Origin of the sequence: Streptomyces sp. NPDC004647, assembly GCF_040609575.1 — a bacterium.
GTDB lineage: Bacteria > Actinomycetota > Actinomycetes > Streptomycetales > Streptomycetaceae > Streptomyces.
The window spans coordinates 1-22,665 of sequence record NZ_JBEXKU010000101.1 but is presented as its reverse complement, the minus strand read 5'-3'; the positions used below and the strand labels follow the sequence as shown (position 1 = coordinate 22,665).

Sequence of the window (22,665 nt, the reverse complement as noted above, 5' to 3'; positions counted from 1 at the left end):
CCTCATAAGCCGACGACTCACCCGAGAATCCACCCCGAACTGGCGCGACACCTGAACCTCGAACCAAACACTTCCGCCGGGACAAAACGCTCTTTTATAGCCGTGCGACGGCCATCCGTGGGGGCTGGGGGGCGGTGGGGCGGCGCCAGCGGGTTGTGGCTTTACGGCCTGATATTTAGAGTCAAATCACTATGACTTTCGTGGCGCCGCGGCGGCATGGCAACACCCTGCCAGCCGATGCGACCAGCTTCGTCGGCCGCCGCCGGGAACTCGCGGAGGCCAAGCGGCTGCTGTCCAACACCCGCCTGCTGACCCTCACCGGTGTCGGCGGGGTGGGCAAGACGCGGCTCGGGCTGAAGATCGCCGCCGAGGTGGATCGGGCCTTCCCCGACGGGGTGTGGCTGGTCGAGCTGGCGGCCCTCACGGACGAGCGGCTGCTGGCCAACACGGTGAGTGATGAGCTGGGGATCATCCAGCAGTCCCGCCCGGCCGTCGAGGCCCTCTGCGACTTCCTCGCCGACCGGCAGCTGCTGCTGGTGCTGGACAACTGCGAGCACCTGCTGGACACGTGCGCGAACCTGGCCGAGCGGCTGCTGCAGGCCGCCCCCGGGTTGCGGATCCTCGCCACCAGCCGCCAGCCGCTGGCGGTGCGGGGCGAATCCATCCTGGAGGTGCCGCCGCTGCCAGTACCCGACCCCGAGGCGCGGGTGCTGCCCGGGTCGCTGGCGCAGTACGACGCCGTGACGCTCTTTCTGGAACGCGCCGGCGCCGTGCGCCCAGACTTCACTCTGAGTGAGCAGAACGCTCAGACCGTAAGCCGGCTCTGCCACAGGCTCGACGGGATTCCCCTGGCGATCGAGCTGGCGGCGATGTGGCTGCGCTGCCTGGCCCTCGAGCAGATCCTGGAGCGCCTGGACGACCAGCTGCGTCTGCTCGCGGGCGGATGGCGGGCAGTACCGCCACGCCAGCGCACCCTGCGGGCGGCGATCGACTGGAGCTACGAACTCTGCTCCCCCAAGGAGAGGCTGCTCTGGGCCAGGCTGGCGGTCTTCTCCGGAGGCCTGGATCTGGAGGCGGCCGAGGAGGTGTGCGCCGGCGGCGGCATCGACCGTGCGGAGATGCTCGAGCTGATCTCCGGCCTGGTCGACAAGTCGATCATCAGGCGTATGCAGGACGGTGGACCGGCGCGGTACCAGCTGCTGGAGACCATCCGCCACTACGGCCGGGAGCTGCTCGCCGCGTCCGGCCAGGAGGTCGCGCTGCGCCGACGGCACCGGGACTGGTTTCTGCACCTCGCCGAGGAGACCGAGGCCGCCTGGAACCACCCCCGTCAGGTGGAGTGGCTGTCCCGCCTCGCCAAGGAGCACTCCAACCTGCGGGCGGCGCTGGAGTTCTCCCTCACCGACCCGGGCGGGGCGCGACCGGCGCTCGCCATCGGTTCCGCGCTGTGGCCGTACTGGCTCGCTTCGGGCGCCTTCACCGAGGCCCGCCACTGGCTCGGCCAGGCGCTCGCGCGCGATCCGGAGCCCACCCCGGTCAGGGCGAAAGCGCTGTGGGCGGGCGCCTGGTACGCCATCCAGCAAGGACACGTGCAGGAGGCGCTTCCGCTGCTGGCCGACTGCCGCCGGCTGGCGCTGGAGCTGGGCGATGAAACGGCCCTCGCTTGGGCGACCCAGTGGTCCGGGCAGGCGGCAATGTTCCAGGGCGACATCCCGCGGGCCGTCGAGCTGTTCTCGGAGGCTCTGGAGCGCCACCGGGCCCTGGGCAACGAGAGCGGCTGGGTCGTGGGCATGTACATGCTGGCCCAGGCCACCTCGTGGCAGGGCGATCCGCGCTCCGCCGAACTGGGTGAGGAGCTCCTCGCGTTCTGCCAGGAACGGGGGCTGAGCTGGTCCACCTCGTACGCGCTCTGGGTTCTCGGACTCGAGATGCTGCGGCAGGGGAACCTGTCCCGGGCGACCGATCTGTTCCGGGAGAGCGCGCGGCTCCGGTACGCCTTCCACGACCGGCTGGGCATCGCCCTGTGTATCGAGGCGCTCGCCTGGACCGCGGGCGCCCAGGACCTCCACGCGCAAGCCGCGGACCTGCTCGGTGCAGCCCGGGTCTTCTGGCGGGTGGTGGGAGCCTCTCCCGCCAGATACGGGCACTTCGTCGGGGCGCACGAGCGGTGCGAGGCGCAGGCACGAGCGGCTATCGGGGACAAGCGGTTCCAGGCGGCGATGAGCCGCAGTGAGACGCTGCGGCCCGACGATGCCGTCGCCCTCGCGCTCGGCGAGCGGCCGACCGCCGCCGCGGAATCGGCGATGGACCCGACGGCGCTGACCCCTCGGGAACGCGAGATCGCCGTGCTGATCTCCCAGGGGCTGAGCAACCGGGAGATCGCCGCCCGGCTCGTCATCGCCCAGCGCACCGCCGAGGGCCACGTCGAGCACATCCTCGCCAAGCTCGGGTTCCACTCGCGCACCCAGATCGCCGCATGGGCCCCCGAGCACCTGGGGGCGAACGGCGGGTAGGTCACCCCGCGGGCCCGGCAGACCGGGGCTGACACGCGGAGACCGCGCGGGACACGGCGATGCGTACCTCCCCCGTATACGGAATCAGGTACCCGTGCGGGGGAACCTCCCCTCACGCCGTGCCCCTCCACCGGCACACGCTGGCAGCCTCGACATCACCTCCGCCGCGGCGGCAGACGATCGAAGGTTCCTCCATGTGCCTCCATCAGTCACCGTGCCCACCCCATGACGCGCCCGGTCATGGCACGACCCATCTCCTGGTCTGCCACGCCGGGTACGGGTGGGGTCTCCCCTGCCGTCGCGTGACGGTCTGCGAGGGCCCCGTCGAGCTGCTGGCCACGGTCCCCGCGCCCTCGCGCGTCCCGCGGCCGCGGCCGCGGCCCGAGCCCCCCGCTCGGGAGCACGACGCCGCGGTCAGGGCCTGCTGGCTGCTGTCCCCCGATGCGTCCTCGGTGCCCCAGGCCCGGCGTCTGACCCGTGCCCAGCTGGCCGACTGGGCGCTCCACAAGCACATCGACGACACCGAGCTGCTGGTCAGCGAACTGGTCACCAACGCGCTCCGCCACGCGTGGGGACCGATCCGGCTCACCCTCGCGCGCTTCCCGCGGCATGGCGTGCTGCGCTGCGAGGTCGAGGACACCGAACCCGACCCGCCCTCCGTGTGCCGGGCCGGCGAGGAGGACGAACGGGGCAGGGGAATGCAACTGCTCGATGTGCTGTCCCGCCGCTGGGGCAGTGACCGGACGCCCGTGGGCAAGATCGTGTGGTTCGAGCTGCACGCCCCCACCGGCCCCGCGGGGGCCTAGGGCAGCCCAAGGCCCACCCCGTCCTCGCCGACGCGGAGGGCCGGGTCGACTGGAGTGTCGTGAGTGTGGACTCGACGGTGTGCCGTGCCCACCAGCATGCCGCAGGGGCCCTCCACTGGCCGGCCCGGATACAGGGACGACGCCGTCGCCCTGACCGTCATCGTCCCGACGAGGCGGTCGGCCGGTCACGCGGCGGGCTGACAACGAAGATTCACCTGGCGAGCGACGGCGGCTGCCGCCCACTGGCCATCCTGCTCACGCCCGGACAGTGGGGTGACGCCCCGCAGTTAATTCCAGTCCTGGACAGCATCCGCGTCCCACGCCCCGCCGGCGGGCGCCCGCGGACCGTCCGGACCACCTGTGCGGCGACCAGGCGTACAGCTCACGCCGAAACCGCCACTACCTGCGGCGACGGCAGATCCGGCGCGGCACGGTCACTCTCGCTGCCATCCGGCTGTGGCTCCGGTGATGATCCGCCCAGTCCTTAGCTTCCGGCCGCGATGACGGTGACGACGGTAACCGCTGCTCCGGCAGGCGTCTTCAGTGCTCGGCCTGGGGTGCCCGCGTCAGGGCGTCTGCGACCTGTTCAACGCTGGGGGCACCGGTGGTGCGGCCGTCGGCGGCGCGGTAGATCCGGCACGAGACGCTGACGGCGGTGTCTGGCGTGGCGAAGGGATCGGTGCCGTTGATCAGCAGGGTCGGGGATCCGTGCATGCCGTACCGGGCCGCCTCAGCCTCGTTGGTGATCACGAGCACCTCTGCCGGGCCGGTGTCATCGGGCAGCACCTGCTCCAGGCGCTCAAGCATCGTGGCGACGTTCGGGCAGTCGCCGCGAGCACCACGAGATCCATGATCATTCCTCTCGGCGCTGCGGGGTGGCCTCGTAGGGGCCACGGTAGATCCCCTCCTGCGCCAAGAACCGTGAGCGCGGTCACCGAACCGGGGCGGGGTCATGCATAGCGTGGCAGCGAGGAAGATCTCCATCCCATGTGCGACGAGGAGCAAGGCCATGCTGCGGGCTGTATGGAACGGCACGATGATCGCGGAAGCGGGCCGTACGGTGATCGTCGAGGGCAACCACTATTTCCCGCCCGGCGCACTGCGCCGCCAGTACTTCACGGCGAGCCCGAAGTGGTCGCTGTGCTTCTGTTACCCGCATCCGAGCCCGTTGGCCCGCCGGATCAAAAACCATGTCGCGTTCTGGCGGGGGATCGCGGTCGAGGGCGAGCCGGAGACGACGCTGTGACCCGCCACCTGGCCCGAGCCGCCGCCTGGACAGCGGGGGCCGCGGCCGTCGTGGCCGGCGGGTACGCCGGGCTGGTCAGCGGGGCGCTGGCACTCGATGTGGGGCTGGGCCGGCGCTTTCGGCCGCTCGGCCCGCAGATGCTCGATATCGCCGCGCCGCGGCACCTCGTGTTCGATGTGATCGCCCAGCCGTATCTGGGGCGGGCGACACAAGCCATCCGGGAGAAAGTCCAGGTCCTTGAGCGCGGCAGCGACATGGTGCTGGCCGCCCATTACACGCCGCTGGGAAGCGGCCGGTTCAAGGCCGTAACCGTGGAGACGGTCCGCTTCACCCGGCCCGAGCGCGTCGACTTCCGCCTGGTGCGCGGCCCGGTCCCACACGTGGTCGAAGCCTTCGTCCTGACTGAGCAGGCGGCGGGCACCCACCTGGTCTACGAGGGCGAGCTGGCCACCGATCTGTGGCGGGCCGGAACCTGGTGGGGTGCGAAGGTGGCCGCCCGGTGGGAGGCGACCGTCGCGGCCTCGCTCGTCTCGGTCAAGACGGAAGCCGAACGCAGGGCCACCCACCAGTAGTGCCGCACCGCCGACGCCACCGGCCTCGCCGACCGGACGTCTTCACCACCGGAGACGCCGAGCACCTGCCCTTCCCGGACGCCGCCTTCGACGCCGCGGTCTGCGAATGCGCCCTGTGCACCTTCCTCAACAAGGAGAAGGAGAAGGCCGCTTCCGAACTCGCCCGCGTCCTGCGTCCGGGCGGCCGCCTCGGCATCACCGACGTCACCGCCACCCCCGACCGGCTGCCACCGGAACTGACCACCCTCTCCGCCCGGATCGCCTGCACCGCCGATGCCCGCCCTGGACGCGGCCCCGTCCGTCCTCCACGCCGCCCAGACCGCCGTCGCCGACGGCACCCTCGGCTACACCCTGCTGATCGCGGAAAAACCCCGCGAAACGTAGGGCCTTCGCGGCGGAAGCCGTCCACATGGACACGTCCCGAATCAGGCCTACTCCACACCCACCGCTGATCACCCGCCCGACGCTCCTGCCGCCCGCCGTCGTCGCACGGCCAGCCATGACGCGATCAGGAACACCGGGAGGGTGATCCCCACCAGCGTGGCGGCACCCGTGAACGCGCTCGCCAGAAACCGGCCACCCACACGTGCCACACCCTGGTAGTAGCCCACGACCACAGCCATCAGCAGCACGTATCCACCGACCGCGCTCCCGCCCACCTGTCGGATCAGACCAGGCCAGCCCCGCCTCATAGCCACCGGGCTGAGCCGTCGGGACGGCTGCCACGCCCCCACCGGTCGGCGGCGCAGGATGCGCAGGCCGAGGGCGAGATATCCCATGACCAGCAGGTAGCCGATCAGCATGAGTGCAACATTCAGCGAGACGGAGAGCACGGCCGGGGCCTTCCAATCTCCTGATGAGCTGTCACGACGCATCTTGGAGCAGGAAGTGCCAGCCGCGCACGAAGGTGTGCCAGCCGAACCACAACCACAGCGCAAAGAGCGCCCACCGCCCCAACGGATAGCGCACGACCGCACCGACGGCGTCACTGAGCGTGGGAAACCCGTCATCGGCTCGGAGGAGACCGATGCCCTCCCAGGCGAAGAGGGCGCCGAACAGAACCGCCCAGACGAGATACCCGATCAATGGATGCTCTGCCACCGCAACCTCCCGATCTCGTATACGGCCGCGCCGTCACCACACCAGACGGCCTGGTCGATCATCCGCCACGACGAGCCGGAAAGGCTGGATTTCACGAGCCGGGCCGTGACCGGGGCCGCAGCCCCGTCGCGGACGGGGCCCTCTACGGGCGGAGGAGGGGAGCCCCGTACCGAAGGGCTGGGCGTACCAGGTGCAGCGCGGGGCACTGGATCCTTGGGGTGGACTTGCGAACAGTTGGTAGCAGCCGCCCGCCCGGCGAACCCCGATCCGGCACAGCGGCACCTTTATCAGGTGCCGCGGCCTCCTGCTCCAATCACAATGTCAAGCACCTCAGTTCACCGGGATGTGCAGTGGCACCATCACTCACGTCGGCTGTTGTCCAGCAGCTGGCCCTCATCAAGCACATCTACAGGGAAGGCGCGGAGGCGAGCGGTCATCCTCAGGGCGCGGTGGCGCGGTTCGAGCCCTCCGGGGCGCGTGACACCACTGCGGACGCCGGTCGCGGCCAGGAACTGGTCTTCATCGGGACGGAACGAGCCGCACCAGGGTCAGCCCGTGGCGCATGGGCCGCAGCCGCCTGGGTCGCGTGCTCCGGGCCGCCGGGGACCCGACCGACGCCCTCCGGGCCCCTGTAGGGCCCCTGGATCTTGGTTTGAGGGCTTTGGAGGCGCCGCCACAGCACATGCGGCGGCGTCATCCGTTACATTCCCACAGGTCAGAACGTTTCTGCAGGGGGGTTCCGGGGTGGGGCGGGTGGGACTCGAACCCACGACCGACGGATTATGAGTCCTTTCATGATCGTCCGCGTCCTTCCCGATCTTGCCTCAACCTTCCCGTTTCCGCAGGTCAGAGCCCCCTTCTCTGTACGGGCCAGCCCTGCCCTTTCCTGATCTTTCCCCGCCCTTCCGGCCACTTCCGGGCCACTGGGGCCACTTGGGGGCCACCCGGGGCCACTGAGTGGCCGTCCAGCGGGACACGCGATGAGCAACGGGAGAACCCCGGAGTGTGATGGCGCAGGTCACCGCCATGTGCGGACTTCTCCTCCGAAGTCGCGAGCAGCGGAGTGCCTTACCGATGAAAAGGGCCCCGCCCTCTTCGCCCGAGGGAGGAGCCGTACGGCCTTTTCGCAGGTCAGCCGTGTCGTTGCAGCGTAGCGCGTAGCCGCCCCGAACGGGGTGGATCAGGCCGCCTCCCGCTGTTCGCCATCCAGCGGCAGGGTCTCGACGATCGCCGCACGGCGCTCCCGTTTCTGTGGCACTACCGCGAGGTCGTAGCCGCCTCCTGGCGCCGCTCCTGGCAGGTGCCGCTTCTCGATGCCCGTTCGGATGGTGCGGATCGGTCCTCCGTTGTCGAACCAGTTCGCGGGGTAGAGGCGCGTGGCGTGGGTGAGCCAGTGCCGGGCTCGGCGTTCGGGGAGCGGCGGCAGGGTGCGCCATTGGGGGTGGGTGTGGTCGTGGGCGTCTTCGACGGCCTCTTTCTCCCGTCGCCGGTCGGGTCCTTCCCAGGTGCAGGCGAGGCAGGCACCGCGGTGGAGGTACGGCCACGTCTCGTCGGAGTGGCCGGGGGCAGGCTGATCCCATCGGCGCTTGATCACGGTGGGCCGGTGGTCGGTCGTTGGCTCGGGCGGGGTGCGGTGGGTGAAGCCAGGGTGCCCCCAGCTGATGCGCCAGATAGGGCGGGAGTCCTTGGTCTTGTCCCAGAACTGGGGCAGGTAGGCGGTGTGGCGGGCGACGGCGCCGCGGGGTTCGTCAGAAGGGGTGGTCATGGGGTGGTCTCCGGGCTGGGGTGGCCCCGGCGAGTCTGCCGGGGCCACCGTGGTGGTCAGAGGGTGTCGAGATCCGGTCGGCTCGCAGTGAATCGCGCTGCCTCGTCGCGGAACGTCGCGAGGAACGGGGCTGGATCGCACTCGGTGCGGATGCCGTCGAGCAGCAACTTGGCGAGTGTGTAGCCGGGGTTGATGTCGAGGGCGTCCGTGAAGGCGTGGCTGGCGGTGACGGTGTCGCCCTGTCGCCAGGCGACCCAGCCGAGGAGGGTGAGGGGCGGCGGGGCCTTGTCGGTGTGCGGCGGTACGCAGCGGCGGGCGAGGTAGCCCCAGAGCTGCCGTTCGTAGGCGAGGTCGCTCTCCTCGTCGGTGGAGAGCGCGGCGTCCCGCGTTTCCCGGTCTTGCAGGCCGAGGATGATGCGGGCGGCGATCTCGTTCATGAGTTGGGGTCGCCCGTTGCGGAAGTCGGTCAGGGCTCCGTCGATGATGTCGACGGTGCCGTAGCGGGCGAGGGCCTGTCCGTCGTCGGTGCGGACTTGGGTGAAGTAGTCGGCGGTGGCTGCGTCGAGGGCTTCGCGGTAACGCGCCACGTTGGTGTCGGTGGGGGTGTACTCGCTGGCGACTTGGACGGCGTGCTGGAGGTGCGCCGTGCGCTGGGCTTGGCCCTCGCGGGCGGCGGTGAGGTGTTCTCGGGGGTCTTCGCCGTCGATCGTGCTGAGGTGTATGCCGATGGCCAGTTCGTAGTCGGGATCGGTGGTGATGGCGTCGCGCAGGGCGAGCCGGGCCGCGATGAGGTCGCTTTGCCGCCAGGCGACGAAGGCGAACAGCGTCAGGATGGGAACGGCCTCATGCGTGAACGGTTCGGCGCAGTGCCGGGCGAGGTAGGCCCACAGACGTCGGGCGTGGGGAAGGTCGTCGTCCTCCGCGTGGGCCATGCCGGCCTCTACGGCCGTGTCGTCTTGCAGGCCGACAATGAGCTGCGTGGTCAGGGCGCGGTTGAGTGCGGTCGCCCCGTCACGGAACCGGTTCATGGCCGCGTGGATCTGGGCGCACGTCGTCGAAAGCGTTGCGTTGCGTCCGGCGTTGGTTGCGCACCGCGTGTTGTATCGGAGGGCGGCGGTGTGGAGGTCCTTGAGGAAGTCGGGGTCGGCCGTGGCCCGGAATTCCTTGATGATGTCGCGGGTGCGGGGGCCGGGGGTGCGGCTGAGGCGGGTCATCTGCGCGGTGACGCTGGTGGGGTCGTCGGGGAACGGAAGCGGTTCACCCTCGCAGCAGCCTTCGGTGTGGCACTCGTACGCCCACCACCGGTTCGCGACGAGCCCGATCGTTTGGAGAACGGTGGCGCGGTGCTCCATGAGTGCGGTCGTGAGCCAGTCGGTGAGCGGGGCGAGGAGCGCGGCGGTGTCCCAGGGGGTCTGGCCGGGGCGCGGTTCGCGGCACAGGTAGATGATGACGCCCTGGTCGGGGTTGTGCCCCTTGTCGTGGGCGTAGGCCACGAATTGGCGGGCGGCGAGCTCGGCTGTGGTCCGCCACTCGGCGGGGTCCTCGGGCAGGGGGCGCGTCATGGTCGGCCCGTCGTGGAAGTTCGGGCCGGGGGCGTGGAGGGCGATGCTGTCGTCGGGGTAGTGGTCGAGGAGGTACGGCAGGATCTCGGCGAGGTTGGGCAGGCTCGTGACCTGGATGGTGTTGTCGGGTGTGCTCATTTCTGGGTTCCTTCCTTCTGCGGTGCGGTGTCGGGCTGTTCGGTGTCGGCGGCTGGGTCCTGCGTGGTCGCGGGCTTCGGGTCCGCGGTGGGAACGCTGCGTGGCTTGTTCGTGAGGGCCGGGAGCAGCCGTTCGCGGACGAGCGCGCCGAGGTCGGCGGCTAGGGCCTTGCTGGTGCGGGTGTTGAGGATGGTGTGCCAGGTACGGCCGGGCTGGAGCCGGGCGTCGTTGGCGGCCTGTGCTTCGGCCTGCTCGATGGCGGTGCCGTCGGGGATCGGCGGCAGGTCGGAGCCTGCGGTGATCCAGGTCTGGATGGCGAGGCCGCGGGGCTGGACGCGCAGGCCGATGCGGTGGCCGTCGGGATGGCGGTAAGCGGCGGTGCGGTCGGGGGTGTCGGTGTCCTCCTTGTGCCAGGGGGGTTCGAGGTCGGGGGCGATCTGATCCAGGGGTGGCACGTCGATCTCGTCACGGGGCCCGGCGAAGGCCGGGCGTCGGCGGCGTGGTGCGGGGGTCGTGCCGGGTCGGTCGAAGGTGTCGGGTTCGGTCACGCGGCGTTCTCTTTGCTGGGCGTGAGCTGGTCGACCAGGGCGAAGGCGCGGTGGTAGGCGACGATGGTGCTGGCGGTCTCCATGTACCGGTCGCGCTGTTCGAAGGCTTCGGCGGCTTCGGCGCGGGTCTTGGCGTAGTCGTCGTCCGGGGCGAGGGAGTCTGCGCAGCCGATGTGGGCGCGTGGGCCGAGGTCCCAGATGATCGTGTTGATGGCGGCGCAGGCTGCGGCGAGGGAGTCGACGTCGTTGCCGTACCAGGTGTAGTCGTGCGGGTCGAGCTGGAGTTCACGCAGGCGCTGGGCGACGGAGCGGAGCATGCCGCCGGAGCCGACGGCGGGTTCGCGGATGGCCATGTTCGGCTGGGCGAAGTCCTTGTCCACGACCATTTGGGCCATCAGGTCGGTGACGCACGCCGGGGTGTGGTACTCGCCGCGCCACTTCTTGTCGCTCTTGTGCCGCAGGCCGGTGAGCAGGGGGCTGAGGACGTCGGACTCGGAGCGCCAGTAGGGGTCGTCGTGGCCGGTGAGGTCGAGCAGGCCGGTGTTGATGGCGCGGTTGGTGACGGCGTGGACGGCGCGGAGCTGCTGGGTGTCGGGGTCGGGGTTCCAGGCCCAGTCGTGCAGGCGTATGGCGCGGTTGATCAGGTCGGGCTGCTTGATCCAGTAGCCGAGGTAGATCTCCTTGAACAGCTGCGGGAGTTCGTGCGGCTGGAGGTTGAGTATCCAGTCGGCCAGGCCGGGGGGATTGCGCAGCAGCGCGAGCGCGCCGACGGTGCCGAGGGGGACGTCGATGCTGCTACCGCCGTAGTTCTGGTACCAGGCTTCGATGACGTTCTCGGCGATCTTGCGGGCGTGCTCGTGCGGGTCGCGCGGTGCGAGGTACTTCCGCGCGGTGACCTTGGTGCGTGCGGCGGCCTTTGACTTGGGGGGCTTCTTCTTGGCCCAGGCTGGGACCGGCCGCGCGGTGACGGGGGCGGTTCTTGGCAGGAACGGGGCGTCGTCGTCAGACAAGAGGGCTTCCTTTCTGCGCGCATGGGGCCGCCCCGGTGCGCGGTGCGCGGCCGGGGCGGCAGGTGGTGCTGTGGCGGGTGGGATCAGAGGGGACGGCGCGGGGTGGTGGCGGGGGCCAGGGCGCGGCCCATCACCTCGTCGGCCAGCTCGTCTTGGCCTGCGCGGTGGAGGCCGAAGGTGAGGTACATGAGGGCGAATTCGTCGACGGCCATGTATGCGGTGACCTGCTCGAAGGTGAGGTGGCGCACGACCAGCGGGCGGAACTCGCAGCCGCGGCGCAGCGCATCCTCGACCTCGCGCAGGACTTCGTTGGACTGCTCTTTGGTGAGACCGAGGAGGGTGGCCCAGGCGCTGAGTGTGGTGTCGTCTACCGGGAACTTCACAGGTGGGCTTTCTGGTTCGGCCGTCCCCGGCCCGCTGGTGGGCGGGCCGGGGGCGGGGTGCGGTCAGGAGGTGAAGGGGGTGTTCCGGTAGTCGGGGTGGCAGGCGGCCCACAGGCCGCCGGGGAGGGGTTCGGTGATGACGCCCCATCCGGCCCAGCGCATGACGGCGAGGTAGCCGAGTCGGCCGCCGGCGAAGCCGCCTCGGTCGTCGGCGTCGGGGTCGGGTGCGATGAGAACCCAGCCGGGCAGCTTGTCTTCGCCGCTGGGCATCACTTGGAAACCGGGGCGCAGTTCGTGGGTGCCGTCGGTGTGGATGGGTGGCAGGTCGGCGGCTTGGAGGATGCTGATGGCCTGCTGGACGTGGGGGTGGTTGTGGTGCTCGGGCAGCGTGCCGACGCCCTTGCGGATGATGCGCCGGTGGGCTGTGGCTCCGGTGCTGGCCTTGTAGACGTCCATCGGGAGCTGGGCGTCCTCGATACGTCCGGCGAAGCGCATCGCGTAGTTGGCGACGATCGCGACGACGTACCGGTCGCCGCCGATGAGGTGCTTGAACTGCTCGTCGGTCAGGTGGCTGAAGTGGCTGACGCGTATCGCTGCGTGGGTTTGGGAGGCGACGCGGAGGGCGCGGGCGACGTGAGAGGGGTCCACGCCGATCTGTGCGGAGAGGACCTGAATTCCTTGGCTGTAGTTCATGCTGTTTTCTCCAAGAGGGCACGCTTGCGCGTACGGGTGCGCCCCCGGCGGTGGGCCGGGGGCGCGGGTGTGAACCTGGTGCTTGCTGGGGGCTTAGCGGCGGTGTCCGCCGCATCCGGCGTGTCCGCAGCCGCCGCAGAAACCGCCGGGCTTGTTGCACTCACACGGGCAGGGCTTCATTTCCTCCTCCGTTTCCGTCCGGCATTTCCGAACTTGTTACTTATATCTTAATAGTAATCACCGCGAATTCAAGGTTTACCTTTTTTGAATTCCGATGAATTCAGAATTCAATTCGCAGGGCGCGGGGCGCCACACCACCCGCCCCCGGAGTCGTTGGCACACGGATGCCCCCCGGGCTGTGCGCCCGGGGCGCAGGGGCCTTCATCGTGCGTTACGCGGCGCCACTCGCAGAACTCACACAGCCCGGAGGAGTTCTCACATGCATTCCGCCCAACCCGCGAGGACTATTGCTTATGTCTTAGTGGCATACCCCCGCAGGTTGAATAGAATACGGGCCATTTTTGAGGCTTTTTCATTCGAGAAAGGCCGGTGCGCTGAATGCACTCCACCGAGTTCACCGAACTAATTCGCGGCGGCCGGGATGAGGTCTGGCCACCGGACCGCCTCCAGGGCCCGACGGTGGGTGTCCGGCACCGGCACCGTCGGGTAGCCGAGCCAGTCGAGCCCCATCGCCGCCAGCACCGTGGCGTCGGCCTGGTCGTAGCGGCCCGGTCCCTCGCACTCGACGCCGTACCGCTCCACGGCCACGCTGCGCACCAGCCCTTTGGCCACCCTGGATCGCTGGTTGCGCGGGTGGTCCTGGGCCGGGTTGGCGCGGCCGGTGGCGTAGATCGTGCGGTGGTGCGGGTTGGCCACGGCGTACGGGATGCGGTGGCGCCACAGGGCCTGGGTCACCAGCCACCACAGCCCGGCCAGTTCGTGGTGCCCTGCCTGCCCGCCCTGGGCGTAGGCAGCGCCCTCGACCACGACCAGGTCGGCGTCCTCGACGCCGACGCGGATGTGCCCGCACAGCCAGTCCATCCGCTCGTGGCTGCGGCGCCTGCCCGGCCGCAGAGCCTTCGCCCAGTCCGTGCCCGCGACGCCCGTGGAGGTCAAGGAGAGGTCCAGGCCGATGACGCGCGGCTGCCACTCCCCCTGCCCCTGGACACTGGGCAGCGTGACCGGGGCACTCTGGAGCAGCGCCGTCATGCGGCCTTCCCAGCGCGCTCGATGATCTCGGCCATCGGCAGGTCGCGGCGGAAGGGGCTGCCCGTATCGCGTTCCAACTCCGCGTACTCCTCGGCCAGCTCCGGGCGCAGCTTTGCGGCGCAGGTGAGGTCGGAGGCTGAGGCCAGTGGGCACAGGCTGCACGAAAGGCGGGACATGCCCTCGCGGTACGCCCAGTGGTAGGGGACGCCGCTTTCGCGGATGCGCTCCCAGACGTCCTCGGTGCTCCAGCGCAGGACCGGGTACCACAGGGTGATCGTGCGGCGTCCGCTGCTGGCGCCGTCGCGCTCGATCGGCGGCTTCGCGGCCCGGTTGCGGGACTCGGCGGCCCGCAGCCCCAGGCACATCACGACGCGCGCCGGGCGGCCGGTCACGCCGAGCTGGGCGACGCGCTCGGTGATGAACTTCCGCGAGACGTTCCGCTTCATCTCAGCTGTGCAGTAGCGGTTGAAGAGGTTCGGAAAGCGGCCCCGGGCGCGGATCCGGTGCAGCAGGGACTGCCGCTTCGCCGAGCGCCGCACCTCGAAGGGCAGGCCGTAGTGTTCGGCTTGAGTCCGGGCCAGCTCCAGCGTTCCGGGCCACTCCACGGTGTGCCCGCGGGGGGTGCGGCCCAGGTCGCAATGCAGGACTACGATCCGGTCGCGCACGCCGGCCTCGTCTGCCAGGCGCACCGTCTCATCGAGTGCCGCCTGGCTGTCTTTGCCTGCACTTCTTCCGCCAGCCTGATGCGGCTCACAGTCGCTGACATCTCGGCGAAACTGCAGGTCATGGATGGACAGTGATCACACTGGTTTGCAACACCAGTGTTGGTCATCTGTGTGGTGCTTTCTTGCCTCATCCAGATGTCATCCTTGGCTCCCTCGCCCCCAAGGCTCTCGGAGAGAGCGATTGCCCCAGTGCTGTCATGTCGACCAGCACCTTGTTGTAGGAGGCGCCCGGGAGCTCGGCCTGCCTTTCCAACGCCTTCGCAGTCCTCCGAAGGACCAGCTCAAGCTGAGCCTGGACAGAGAACGCAAGGTCCCGCACTTCAGGAGAGGGATGCGAAACCCAAAGGAGCATGAGCGGCTCTCGGGCTGTGAGCCACCGCTCGTAAAGGCCCGTGACGGCCTCGCTCGGCGAGCCGTACTCCCTCAGCTCACCCGTGGCTATGAGGGCGGGGTTTGCGTCGACGACCAGCGCCGCAAAGGTTCCCAGCCCGGTCAGAGCCTCCTTGCGTGCGTGCTCTCGCTGCGCGCTAAGTCGCCCTCGCTCCGAGAGCCGTGCAGACATCCATACTCCCGTTAACGCGGACACCGGGCTGAGTACGACTGCGACAAGTGCGATGACTTCTGAAGCGCCCATGGATATCTCCTATCTTCAGTCGATCGGGCAGGCACCCTGGGACACCCTTGCAAGCTGCGAGGTAACACATGCAACAGGGGAGGGAGTTGCCTTGGAGATGACTCTCAGATTGCTGGTCAGGGCAAGGGCTGGCGCCGCCGTGGGAGTGTCCGGACCTTGGCGGCGTCGGCATCGCGCCCTGACAGGGCCGCGTTCTCCAGTGCGAGCTGCTACGGCCCGGCAGGACCTCCTCAAGCAACTCGGCCACAGCATCCGCCGTACGGCTCGGGACGTACCTATGAAGCTGCCAACACCGGGCGCTCGGTTCCAACTCCGCCACATGGGTGGCAACGAGCCTCAGCAACAACGGTTACTGGATACAGAACGGCACTGCTGCTCACGATGATCAAATCGGCTGCGGCGAGGTCGGGCACCGGATCCGGGCCGTGCGCGTCGCGGGCAGTGATCAGTTCGAGCTGGCGGCTCACGGCTTCACCTCCGCCGTGGCGGCCAGGTGCTTGGTGATGAGCCGGTCGGCGTCGGTCATCGCATCCGCCTTGTGCGTGGCGATCCACTCGCCGAAGCTGCCGTCCGGGCCCCACAGATACCAGCCGGTGTCGTGGTAGCCGTCCTTCGAGTTCTTTCGGCGGTAGCCCAGCTCCCACCAGCCTTCGCGCCAGCGCCACAACCGTCGCGGACCGGCATCGGGCACCCAGCCCGCTCGCTCGGCCAGCGCCTGGAAGCGGGCCAGGTCCGTGCGCAGCATCGCGATGACGCGGGCGGCTTCCGGGTCACGCGGCGCGGCACAGCGGGCGTCTGCACTCTCCTGCTGGGTGTGGTGCGGCTGTTTCGACGGCGCGTTGCCGCCTGCGACGGATTCGCGTTCGGCGGCCAGCTCCCGCCGTGCCTGGTCGCGCTGGCGGGCGACGCGGCGCAGCTGGGTGGCGGCGCCGGACGCTCCGCGCTCCTCCAGCCACTTCGCGGTGGCTTCTATCTCGGTTCCGACAGGGTTCATGGCTGTTCCTTCGGGCGGTGCGCCAGCCGGGCCCGGGCCGGGCCGGCGCACCTGAGGTACGAGGGTTATGGGCGGGGGGTCTTGGGGGCCTTGTGGATGGAGTTGCCGGAGGCCGGGAGGGGCTTGCGGCCCGTGACGTAGTCCTTGAACTGGGTTCCGGCCCGGAAGCGCAGGGCGCGGGTGGCGGGCACCGTCACGCGGTCGCCGGTCTGCGGGTTGCGGGCGATCCGGGGGTCGCGGTCGACGGGCCCGATGCTGCCGAAGCCGGTGATGGAGACGGTGTCTCCCGCGACCACGGCGCGGACGATGGCGTCAAGGACGGCGTCCACTGCGGTTGCGGCCTGCCTCCTGCCGCCGGTCTTGTCGGCGATGGCTTCGACGAGCTGGGCCTTGTTCACGGGGGATTCCTTTCGATTCGTGTGCTGGACCGGGGGCTTGGACCGACGCGGGGTGTCGGGAGACCGGGGAGCGCACCATGCGGCCGGGAGAGGGTTGAGCCCTGTGCCGCTGTCCTCTTCGGGATGCGAGGCGCCCTGCGGAGCAGGCGGCGACGCCCACAACATGTCAGCTTGTTTCAACAATGTCTCCTACTTTGGCGGGGGTGAGGTGGTGAGCCGCGGGCTCGCTTCTCCTCGCGTCGGCGGGCCTGGGCGAGCCGCGCGCCCTCCCGGCACAGGGAGCAGGCCGCCTCCCCGCGCCGGTTGTGGGCGCGGGCCCCGGCTTCGGTGCCGTGGGTGATGTGCGAGCCGCTTTCCTCGAGTTCGTCGGGGTGCGCGGTGGTGCACGCGGCGCGGATCTGGCCGTTGAACCACAGACGGCCGCCGCAGATGCCGTCGAACATGCTGTGGCGTGGCAGGACGAGTTCGATGCACTGCGCGCGGAACGGGCAGTCCTGGCAGACCTTCAGCAGCGTCTGCATCAGCGGCTTCCTGAGCGAGTCCGCGGTCGCGTCGTTGGGGGTGAAGCGCAGGTCCCCGGCGCACGGTGCTTCGCTGACCCACCAGGTGCCGCTCATCAGACGCTTCCGGTGGACGGCGGCTACGCGGTCGGCGGCAGCGGCATCCGGCGCACGTGGTCGCTGAGGCTGCTGCCGTAGGGGTGCGCGTAGTTGCTGCCGACGGGTATCAGGTGGCGGTCGGCGAGGTCGGGCAGCGCGAACATTTGGGCGACGAGCGCGGTGAGCAGGTCGTCGCACCGCTCGTTCCAGCGGCGCCGGGTGGTGCGGTTGTCCGAGCCGTCCTCGGCGACGTCTTCGATGACCTCGATGATCCGGCCGCCAGCGTTGCGGCCGTCCACCACGACGGCGGTCGCCTCGGGGTGGTGCTCGCGTACGAGCTCGGCGATACGCGCGGCGCGGTCGGGCGGAGGCAGCTCCAGCAGCCAGTCGTTGCCCTCGCGGGCCGAGTTCCGCCTGATGCGCGCCCAGGCCGGGGAGTTGTAGGGGGCCAGGCCCTCTTGCAGGTCGAGGCCGATCTTCTCGCCGTGCTCGGCCAGGGGGTGTTCCTGGTCGCTCTCCTCCCACAGCCAGGGGCAGGTCCCCAGCGGGCTGGACTGCTCGCCGAGCACCCCATACAGGACGAGGGTGCGCGTGTTGCCGTAGTAGGCGAAGTTGACGTACACGGCCTCCGGGCACAGGGACCGGATCAGTGCGGCCGTCTCGTCGAGGACGGCCAGGGCGTACGTCTTCTCCGCCCGGGTGCGCTGGGCGTCGGCCTCCTCGCGCTGCTGCTTGAAGATGGTCAGGAGGTCCGCTGTTGCGGGGTTCATGGTGCTGATTCCCTTCTTCTCGGTAGGCATGGGTGGGTCAGGCCAGGACGGGCTTGAGGCGTTCGCCGAGCCAGCGGGCGACGTTGACGCTCACGGCGTTGCCGGCCTGCATGGTCTGGGCGGCCTTGGAGCCGGCGACGTCGTAGGTGTCGGGGAACCGTTGGCCGCGCAGCTGTTCGCGGGGCTTCAACATGCGGAAGAAGCAGTCCTCGATGGCGGGCACGGTGCGCACCACGGCCGCCGAGTCGCGAGTGCTCAGGGTGTGCAAGGGCTGGGCCGCGGTCTTCGGCGCGCTCTTGCGGTAGGGGATGACCAGGGTGTTGCGGGCCCGGTCGCGGGCCACGCCGTCGGGCACCACCAGGCCGTGGTGGCGGGCGGTGCTGATGGTGCTGAGCGGGTTGTCCACCGGTGCGGCGTCGCAGTGGTTGCGGAACTCCACGATGAACGGGGCCGGGGGGTCGACGGTGACCAGGGCTTCGCTCTCGCGGGTGGTGCGGGTGCGCATCGGCGCGCTGACCGGTGCCGGGGTGTCGTTCCACGAGCCGCCGACCGGGACCAGGAGGGCTTCGCCGAGCTTCGCGGTGCGGGTGGGCAGTGGGCGCTCGTGGGGAGAGAACGCCCGGTCGGTGCCGTCCTTGCCGTGGGTGAGGGTGATCACGCTGGGCTCGTGCGGGAACTTGTTCAGCCCGGCCGCGATCCGCTTCATGGTGTTGGGCACCAGCGGCCGGGTGCGGTCGCCGATGCGCTGGCCGATGTCGTCCCACATGATCACGTCGGCCGCAGGTCGCACGTACGGCTCGACCAACGCGTGCCCGCAGCGGGTGTGGGGGCACCGGTAGTCGTACTGCTGGCCGTACTTCCCCACCCGGACTTTGTCGTTGCGCCAGCTCTGCCGGGCCTTCACGTCCTGGCCGCAGTCGCTGCAGTAGGCGAGCGGGCGCGGGCGAAGGTCCGGGCGGCGCACGCCGGTCAGAGTGAAAACCACGTAAATCCTGTCGCGCCACTGGGGCGCATACGGGTTGGTCTCGCAGCCGATGTGCGCGGAGGACACCGAGACGATCTGGTGGCGGTAGCCGAGCTTGCGCATGGCCCTGATCCACTCCGGGAACAGGATCCAGTCGGTGATGAACTCGGTGACGTTCTCCACGACCACGGCCGGGTACCGCTTGGCCTCGGCGGCGCGCAGCACGCACCAGGCGGTCGCGCGGGTCTGCTCGAAGGCTTCCTGCGGCAGCTCCCGCCACTGCTCCTCTTCCTCGAACAGGGCTTCCTGGGCCGGGTCGGGCTGCCGCTTGCGGCCGCCGGCGGGGCTGATCTCGGTGCAGATCACCGAGGCCCACAGGATCAGGGCCTTCGGCAGCCACCGCATCGGGTAGTTGCGGACATCGGCGCAGCGCGCCTTAGCGGTGGGGTGGTTGATCTCGAAGGTGTCGATGGCGGTCTGCCAGTGGTTGATGCCGAGGACCGGCTCAAAACCGGCCTCCAGCAGACCTTGGGCGTCTCCGCCTGCTCCGCAGAGCAGGGATATCGCGCGGGGCAACGGGGGTGGTCTCCAAGGGCAGGGGCTGCCCGGCCCAGTTCGGGCCGGGCAGCCGTGGCGGTCAGGACTGGTCGGAAGCGCGTAACGCGCGGTGGTGGCGGCTGTCCTCGATCCCGAGGGCGATGAACGCCGCGAGATCCAGAAGGCCCACGAGCAGCAGCCAGATCACCGGTCCGCGCCCCGGGTGGGGAGCGGGCAGCGGCGTGGACGGCTACTCATGCCAGGGCGTAACGCGGACGGTGGTGATGTGGCCGACACGCTCGAACAGAGCCAGCGGGTGCCCGTCCTGCTCCGGGCGCTCCCACACCTTGCGGTAGCCCTCTGCGGTGATCAGGCGCTGCGACCACTCGAAGAAGCGGGCCACGGCGGTGCCGGGCGCCTCGATACCCGCGGTCTGGTTGTGATTCGCGCCGTACGGGGAGGTGTGCGTGGCCGACACGATCAGCTGCTGCGCCGTCTTGGGCACGTCCAGCTCGTCGATGCGGGCGAGCATCGGGATGAGGCTGGTGCCGTGGTGGGACTGCGCGCCGTCCGGGGTGGAGTCGTACAGGGCGGTGTGCACGTCGGGGTTGTCGATGCCCTGACGCACCACCGTCCAGCCGTCCACCTCGGCCGAGTCGACAGGCAGCGAGTGAGTGGCGGCGATGATCAGCTCAGTGCCGTCGCCGAGGTCGGCGCGGAGGTGGTACTCGCCCCCGCACAGCTCGACGTCGGTGGTCCAGCCGTTGTGGCGCAGCGGGGCGATGACGTGACGGTAGCCGTTGAACAACTTGAGCCACAGAGGGTCGGTGATGCTGTTGTGGTCGGGCAGTGCTGCGATGGTCACTTCTGTTCTCCAAGAAGGGTGTTGCGGGGCGGGCACCTCGAGCGGGAACCCGTCTTTCAAAAATGTCTCCTACCTTGAGGGCGCGCTTTCAGTCGTTGCTGGCGAGCTCATGCGAGGAGAGGATCTGTACCGCCCACATCTGGCCGCGTCGGGCGACGACGAGGCCGACAGGGCGACCCTTGTGGTGGGCGAGGAAGCTCACGCCCCGCTCCCGGATGCCGAGTTCCACCGCGAGGTCGCGCACCTCCTGAGTGGCGCACTCGACGGAGCAGAACACCCCGTCGCCGAGGATGGGCGCGGCTGCCGGGCCGTGGACGACTTCGGCCACGACGACGTAGCCGACGGGACCGAGGGTCAGGATCTGCATCGGTTCTCCAAGAGGTCGGAGTTCGAAGGGATTTCGAACTAGTTGCCTATATTTTATTCGCATACACCGGGGGGTCAATGTTGGGGATCACCGAAATCGCCTACCGGCGACCGGCGTTGGGACCTGGACCGCTCACGCCCCATGCGGGCCAGCTCCCGCACCCGCTTGCGCGCCATCTCCTCGGCCTGCGGGTCCGACTGGGCGACCCGCCGCGCCCGCTCGGCGAAGAACTCCCGCAGCCACTGCTGCTGCGAGGCGTGCTCGCTGTGGACCGCATCGCGCCGCGCCTGCTCACGATCGGCACGCGGGTTGGTCCCGCACCCCCGGCAGTTGCCGACTGGCTTCGGGTGCTTCGGGCAGCCGCCCGGCTGCTGGTCCTCGACGGCCGCGCCTGGCTCCCCTGCGGCGTCAGCCGCAGGGGTAGGGGGGTAAGGAAGGAGATAGGAAGGAGAAGGAAGAGAAGGGGTTCCCCTGGGGGAACCCTCTTGGTTCCCCTGGGGGAACCCACTGGGTTCCCGTGGGGGAACCCTCCCCTTGCCGTCTTCAGGGTTCCCCTGGGGGAACCCTCCCTCCTCGGTAGTGGCCTGCGACGCGTCGCGTGCCTCCTCCCGCGCCGTCACATCGCCTTGGGTACGAGCCGCCGCGGACGGCCGCCTGCGGCGCTCGATCTGACGCGCCAGCCGGGGGTTCTTCGGGGCACGCTGCGCGGTGCGGCGCCGCTCGATCAGCTCCTCCGTGCTGGGGATGGGAGGAACACCGTCGGGAAACACCCGGTACTCGGCACGGCGGCCGACGCGCCCGACTTCCACCCGCTCGACCAGGCCGAGCCCGATCAGCTCCGTCACGACCGCGATGACCTGCTTCTCACCCACGCCGGCCCAGGCCATCATCCGCTCCAGCCCCGGCCGCGCCAGACGCGTCTGGTCGTCGGCGGAGTCCGCGATCTTCATGAGCACGAACTTCTGCGTCTTGTTGATCACCTCCTTGGGCAGATAGGCCGCCACCACCATCAACTGGATGCTCACCGGCACCTCTCCATGTCACGTCCGGTCCAGGCCGCACCGGGGTAGGGGCAGGGCCAATGTCCGCCCTGCCCCTACCGGTTCGCGGGCTCAGGGCTTCTTGCGCAGGCTGACGTTGATACTCACCGACGTGCGCCTGTCGTGGTCGTGCCGCACGGGCACGGGTATGCCCGCGGCCTTCAGCTGGGCCCTCATCGCCGACGCGTCCGGCGCCATCGGCACCTCAAGACCGGCCCGCTGATAGAGCGCGACCATGGCCTCCACGTCATCGACCTTCGTCGCGTTCCCGCCGCTCCAGGTCAGCACGTTGTCGCCGTAGACGCCCGCGTCGGAGCCGTCCAGCTTGGCCCGCAGGAACTTCAACCGCTCCTTGAGCGGCTTCATCTCCGCGGTGACCTCGACGTACTCCTTCAGCGCGGCTGCGCGGTCGGCGTCGTCGTGGACCAGGATGCTCTGCGGCCGGCGCCCGGCCGTCGCAGTTCCCCAGCAGGCCGTCTTGAACGGGCAGTGGTCACAAATGGCCGACAGGCCCGGTCCCTCGAAGGTGCGTGGCAGCTCCTCCGGCGTCGCAGCCGCCCTCACCTGCTGGACCCACCAACGCGCGCCGCTGGCGCGCTCGGCGCTGAAGGCCATCTCCTGGATATGGTCGTCGCCGTTGTCGCGGTTGATGAACCGGAACCGGATACGTCCGACGGGGACCGGTCCGAGCCGGGCGAGCTGCCGCTGCCCCTCGACGTCGGCGAAGCCTTCACTGCGCAACAGGTCTGCATACAGCAGGACTTGGCGGATCTCGGCGTCACTGGCCCCGTACCGCAGGACGCCGTCCCACTGGTAGGTGCTCTTGGTCTTCACGTCCTCCACGGTCGTCTCCTCGGCCGGGAGGAGGGGCCGCAGCCGCTTCGGCAGGCGTGCGGCGGTGTGGCTGTCGAGCTGGACGGCGTCGATGTGGCCCTTGATCGTCTGATCCTCGACGCTCCGCTCGATCACCCAGCCGTACTCCTCGCGAGCGGCGGCCAGGATGCCAGAGTGGAGCCAAGTGCCCAGGATCGCCTTGCGCTTCTCGCCGCCGTCGGTGGGCGTTCGGCCGTGCAGGAGGTATCCGGCGCGGCGGGCGCAGACGGTGTCGGATGCTCCGATCTTGGTTTGCAGAGAGCGGGGTCGGCGCGCGTCGACCTTGTGGGCTGCGGGCCACAGGCTGACGGGACGCTCGGCCGTGATGGTCATACAGGTCTCCAAGGAGGCAG

Annotated in this window: 24 protein-coding genes and 3 pseudogenes; 6 read left to right on the top strand and 21 right to left on the bottom strand. The window is 69.7% G+C overall.

Annotation, left to right across the window (positions count from 1 at the left end):
• The first annotated feature begins 191 nt into the window (after positions 1 to 191).
• From ABZW18_RS30195 to ABZW18_RS30185, 3 genes and pseudogenes are all read left to right on the top strand, one after another.
• Positions 192 to 2,513 (top strand): LuxR C-terminal-related transcriptional regulator, encoded by a 2,322-nt coding sequence (locus ABZW18_RS30195; RefSeq protein WP_356193592.1) that lies wholly within the window; start codon positions 192 to 194, stop codon positions 2,511 to 2,513.
• A 302-nt stretch (positions 2,514 to 2,815) separates the two neighbouring features.
• On the top strand, positions 2,816 to 3,319 hold the full coding sequence (locus ABZW18_RS30190) for an ATP-binding protein (protein ID WP_356193589.1): 504 nt from the start codon (positions 2,816 to 2,818) through the stop codon (positions 3,317 to 3,319).
• Positions 3,320 to 3,339: 20 nt separating this feature from the next.
• Positions 3,340 to 3,743 (top strand): annotated as a pseudogene (locus ABZW18_RS30185) (transposase); the annotation flags it as partial.
• A gap of 116 nt (positions 3,744 to 3,859) precedes the next feature.
• On the opposite strand, the gene ABZW18_RS30180 reads toward ABZW18_RS30185, so the two are convergent.
• Positions 3,860 to 4,126, bottom strand: a complete 267-nt coding sequence (locus ABZW18_RS30180) for a hypothetical protein (RefSeq protein ID WP_356193588.1) — start codon at positions 4,124 to 4,126, stop codon at positions 3,860 to 3,862.
• A 202-nt stretch (positions 4,127 to 4,328) separates the two neighbouring features.
• Between ABZW18_RS30180 and ABZW18_RS30175 the strand changes: the two genes are divergently transcribed.
• The 3 genes and pseudogenes from ABZW18_RS30175 to ABZW18_RS30165 form a co-directional block, all read left to right on the top strand.
• Positions 4,329 to 4,565, top strand: coding sequence for a DUF427 domain-containing protein (locus tag ABZW18_RS30175; protein ID WP_356193585.1), 237 nt, complete (start codon positions 4,329 to 4,331; stop codon positions 4,563 to 4,565).
• A complete protein-coding gene (locus ABZW18_RS30170; protein WP_356193583.1) occupies positions 4,562 to 5,137 on the top strand; it encodes an SRPBCC family protein in 576 nt (191 codons plus the stop codon). Before ABZW18_RS30175 ends, ABZW18_RS30170 begins: the two co-directional genes overlap by 4 nt.
• A pseudogene (locus tag ABZW18_RS30165) lies at positions 5,023 to 5,319 on the top strand (class I SAM-dependent methyltransferase); the annotation flags it as partial. The gene ABZW18_RS30170 and the pseudogene ABZW18_RS30165, both read left to right, overlap by 115 nt.
• Before the next feature lie 270 nt (positions 5,320 to 5,589).
• On the opposite strand, the gene ABZW18_RS30160 reads toward ABZW18_RS30165, so the two are convergent.
• The 20 genes and pseudogenes from ABZW18_RS30160 to ABZW18_RS30065 form a co-directional block, all read right to left on the bottom strand.
• On the bottom strand, positions 5,590 to 5,940 hold the full coding sequence (locus tag ABZW18_RS30160) for a DUF6256 family protein (protein ID WP_356193580.1): 351 nt from the start codon (positions 5,938 to 5,940) through the stop codon (positions 5,590 to 5,592).
• Positions 5,941 to 6,001: 61 nt separating this feature from the next.
• Positions 6,002 to 6,238 carry a DUF6186 family protein gene (locus ABZW18_RS30155; RefSeq protein WP_356193578.1) on the bottom strand — a complete coding sequence of 79 codons (237 nt, stop codon included), beginning with the start codon at positions 6,236 to 6,238 and terminating at the stop codon, positions 6,002 to 6,004.
• Positions 6,239 to 7,418: 1,180 nt separating this feature from the next.
• The gene (locus tag ABZW18_RS30150; RefSeq protein WP_356193576.1) at positions 7,419 to 8,003 is read right to left on the bottom strand and encodes a DUF6349 family protein; all 585 of its coding nucleotides are present in this window, start codon (positions 8,001 to 8,003) and stop codon (positions 7,419 to 7,421) included.
• A gap of 56 nt (positions 8,004 to 8,059) precedes the next feature.
• Entirely contained in the window at positions 8,060 to 9,703 is a 1,644-nt protein-coding gene (locus ABZW18_RS30145) for a DUF4192 family protein (protein WP_356193573.1), read from the bottom strand.
• Positions 9,700 to 10,251: a hypothetical protein gene (locus ABZW18_RS30140; protein ID WP_356193571.1), complete on the bottom strand. Its 552-nt coding sequence runs from the start codon at positions 10,249 to 10,251 to the stop codon at positions 9,700 to 9,702. The genes ABZW18_RS30145 and ABZW18_RS30140 overlap by 4 nt, the downstream gene beginning before the upstream one ends.
• Positions 10,248 to 11,261 (bottom strand): N-6 DNA methylase, encoded by a 1,014-nt coding sequence (locus ABZW18_RS30135; protein ID WP_356193569.1) that lies wholly within the window; start codon positions 11,259 to 11,261, stop codon positions 10,248 to 10,250. The genes ABZW18_RS30140 and ABZW18_RS30135 overlap by 4 nt, the downstream gene beginning before the upstream one ends.
• Positions 11,262 to 11,344: 83 nt before the next feature.
• Positions 11,345 to 11,644: a hypothetical protein gene (locus ABZW18_RS30130; RefSeq protein WP_356193566.1), complete on the bottom strand. Its 300-nt coding sequence runs from the start codon at positions 11,642 to 11,644 to the stop codon at positions 11,345 to 11,347.
• A gap of 63 nt (positions 11,645 to 11,707) precedes the next feature.
• Positions 11,708 to 12,337 (bottom strand): hypothetical protein, encoded by a 630-nt coding sequence (locus ABZW18_RS30125; protein ID WP_356193564.1) that lies wholly within the window; start codon positions 12,335 to 12,337, stop codon positions 11,708 to 11,710.
• A gap of 582 nt (positions 12,338 to 12,919) precedes the next feature.
• Positions 12,920 to 13,546, bottom strand: a complete 627-nt coding sequence (locus ABZW18_RS30120; RefSeq protein WP_356193561.1) for a hypothetical protein — start codon at positions 13,544 to 13,546, stop codon at positions 12,920 to 12,922.
• Positions 13,543 to 14,328, bottom strand: coding sequence for a phosphoadenosine phosphosulfate reductase family protein (locus ABZW18_RS30115; protein ID WP_356193594.1), 786 nt, complete (start codon positions 14,326 to 14,328; stop codon positions 13,543 to 13,545). The genes ABZW18_RS30120 and ABZW18_RS30115 overlap by 4 nt, the downstream gene beginning before the upstream one ends.
• Positions 14,329 to 14,398: 70 nt before the next feature.
• The gene (locus ABZW18_RS30110; protein ID WP_356193558.1) at positions 14,399 to 14,833 is read right to left on the bottom strand and encodes a hypothetical protein; all 435 of its coding nucleotides are present in this window, start codon (positions 14,831 to 14,833) and stop codon (positions 14,399 to 14,401) included.
• A 535-nt stretch (positions 14,834 to 15,368) separates the two neighbouring features.
• On the bottom strand, positions 15,369 to 15,899 hold the full coding sequence (locus ABZW18_RS30105; RefSeq protein ID WP_356193557.1) for a hypothetical protein: 531 nt from the start codon (positions 15,897 to 15,899) through the stop codon (positions 15,369 to 15,371).
• 80 nt (positions 15,900 to 15,979) lie between these two features.
• Positions 15,980 to 16,297: pseudogene (locus ABZW18_RS30100) on the bottom strand (HU family DNA-binding protein); the annotation flags it as partial.
• 176 nt (positions 16,298 to 16,473) lie between these two features.
• The gene (locus ABZW18_RS30095) at positions 16,474 to 16,914 is read right to left on the bottom strand and encodes a hypothetical protein (protein ID WP_356193554.1); all 441 of its coding nucleotides are present in this window, start codon (positions 16,912 to 16,914) and stop codon (positions 16,474 to 16,476) included.
• Positions 16,915 to 16,937: 23 nt separating this feature from the next.
• Positions 16,938 to 17,666, bottom strand: coding sequence for a hypothetical protein (locus tag ABZW18_RS30090; protein ID WP_356193552.1), 729 nt, complete (start codon positions 17,664 to 17,666; stop codon positions 16,938 to 16,940).
• A gap of 37 nt (positions 17,667 to 17,703) precedes the next feature.
• Positions 17,704 to 19,206, bottom strand: a complete 1,503-nt coding sequence (locus ABZW18_RS30085) for a DNA cytosine methyltransferase (protein WP_356193550.1) — start codon at positions 19,204 to 19,206, stop codon at positions 17,704 to 17,706.
• Positions 19,207 to 19,417: 211 nt separating this feature from the next.
• Positions 19,418 to 20,032: a hypothetical protein gene (locus ABZW18_RS30080; RefSeq protein WP_356193548.1), complete on the bottom strand. Its 615-nt coding sequence runs from the start codon at positions 20,030 to 20,032 to the stop codon at positions 19,418 to 19,420.
• Positions 20,033 to 20,120: 88 nt separating this feature from the next.
• Positions 20,121 to 20,399, bottom strand: a complete 279-nt coding sequence (locus tag ABZW18_RS30075; RefSeq protein WP_356193547.1) for a hypothetical protein — start codon at positions 20,397 to 20,399, stop codon at positions 20,121 to 20,123.
• Positions 20,400 to 20,473: 74 nt separating this feature from the next.
• Complete coding sequence (locus tag ABZW18_RS30070; RefSeq protein WP_356193545.1) at positions 20,474 to 21,424, bottom strand: helix-turn-helix domain-containing protein; 951 nt, start codon at positions 21,422 to 21,424, stop codon at positions 20,474 to 20,476.
• 87 nt (positions 21,425 to 21,511) lie between these two features.
• Positions 21,512 to 22,665 (bottom strand): PD-(D/E)XK nuclease family protein (locus ABZW18_RS30065; RefSeq protein ID WP_356193543.1); only part of this gene is annotated, 1,154 nt, incomplete at its 5' end.

Coding starts and splice junctions, on each gene's coding strand:
- ABZW18_RS30075 (WP_356193547.1), bottom strand. CDS start 20,399: ATGCAGATCCTGACCCTCGGTCCCGTCGGCTACGTCGTCGTGGCCGAA.
- ABZW18_RS30120 (WP_356193561.1), bottom strand. CDS start 13,546: ATGACGGCGCTGCTCCAGAGTGCCCCGGTCACGCTGCCCAGTGTCCAG.
- ABZW18_RS30125 (WP_356193564.1), bottom strand. CDS start 12,337: ATGAACTACAGCCAAGGAATTCAGGTCCTCTCCGCACAGATCGGCGTG.
- ABZW18_RS30145 (WP_356193573.1), bottom strand. CDS start 9,703: ATGAGCACACCCGACAACACCATCCAGGTCACGAGCCTGCCCAACCTC.
- ABZW18_RS30180 (WP_356193588.1), bottom strand. CDS start 4,126: ATGCTTGAGCGCCTGGAGCAGGTGCTGCCCGATGACACCGGCCCGGCA.
- ABZW18_RS30090 (WP_356193552.1), bottom strand. CDS start 17,666: ATGAACCCCGCAACAGCGGACCTCCTGACCATCTTCAAGCAGCAGCGC.
- ABZW18_RS30160 (WP_356193580.1), bottom strand. CDS start 5,940: ATGCTGATCGGCTACCTGCTGGTCATGGGATATCTCGCCCTCGGCCTG.
- ABZW18_RS30095 (WP_356193554.1), bottom strand. CDS start 16,914: ATGAGCGGCACCTGGTGGGTCAGCGAAGCACCGTGCGCCGGGGACCTG.
- ABZW18_RS30110 (WP_356193558.1), bottom strand. CDS start 14,833: ATGTCTGCACGGCTCTCGGAGCGAGGGCGACTTAGCGCGCAGCGAGAG.
- ABZW18_RS30195 (WP_356193592.1), top strand. CDS start 192: ATGACTTTCGTGGCGCCGCGGCGGCATGGCAACACCCTGCCAGCCGAT.
- ABZW18_RS30175 (WP_356193585.1), top strand. CDS start 4,329: ATGCTGCGGGCTGTATGGAACGGCACGATGATCGCGGAAGCGGGCCGT.
- ABZW18_RS30105 (WP_356193557.1), bottom strand. CDS start 15,899: ATGAACCCTGTCGGAACCGAGATAGAAGCCACCGCGAAGTGGCTGGAG.
- ABZW18_RS30150 (WP_356193576.1), bottom strand. CDS start 8,003: ATGACCACCCCTTCTGACGAACCCCGCGGCGCCGTCGCCCGCCACACC.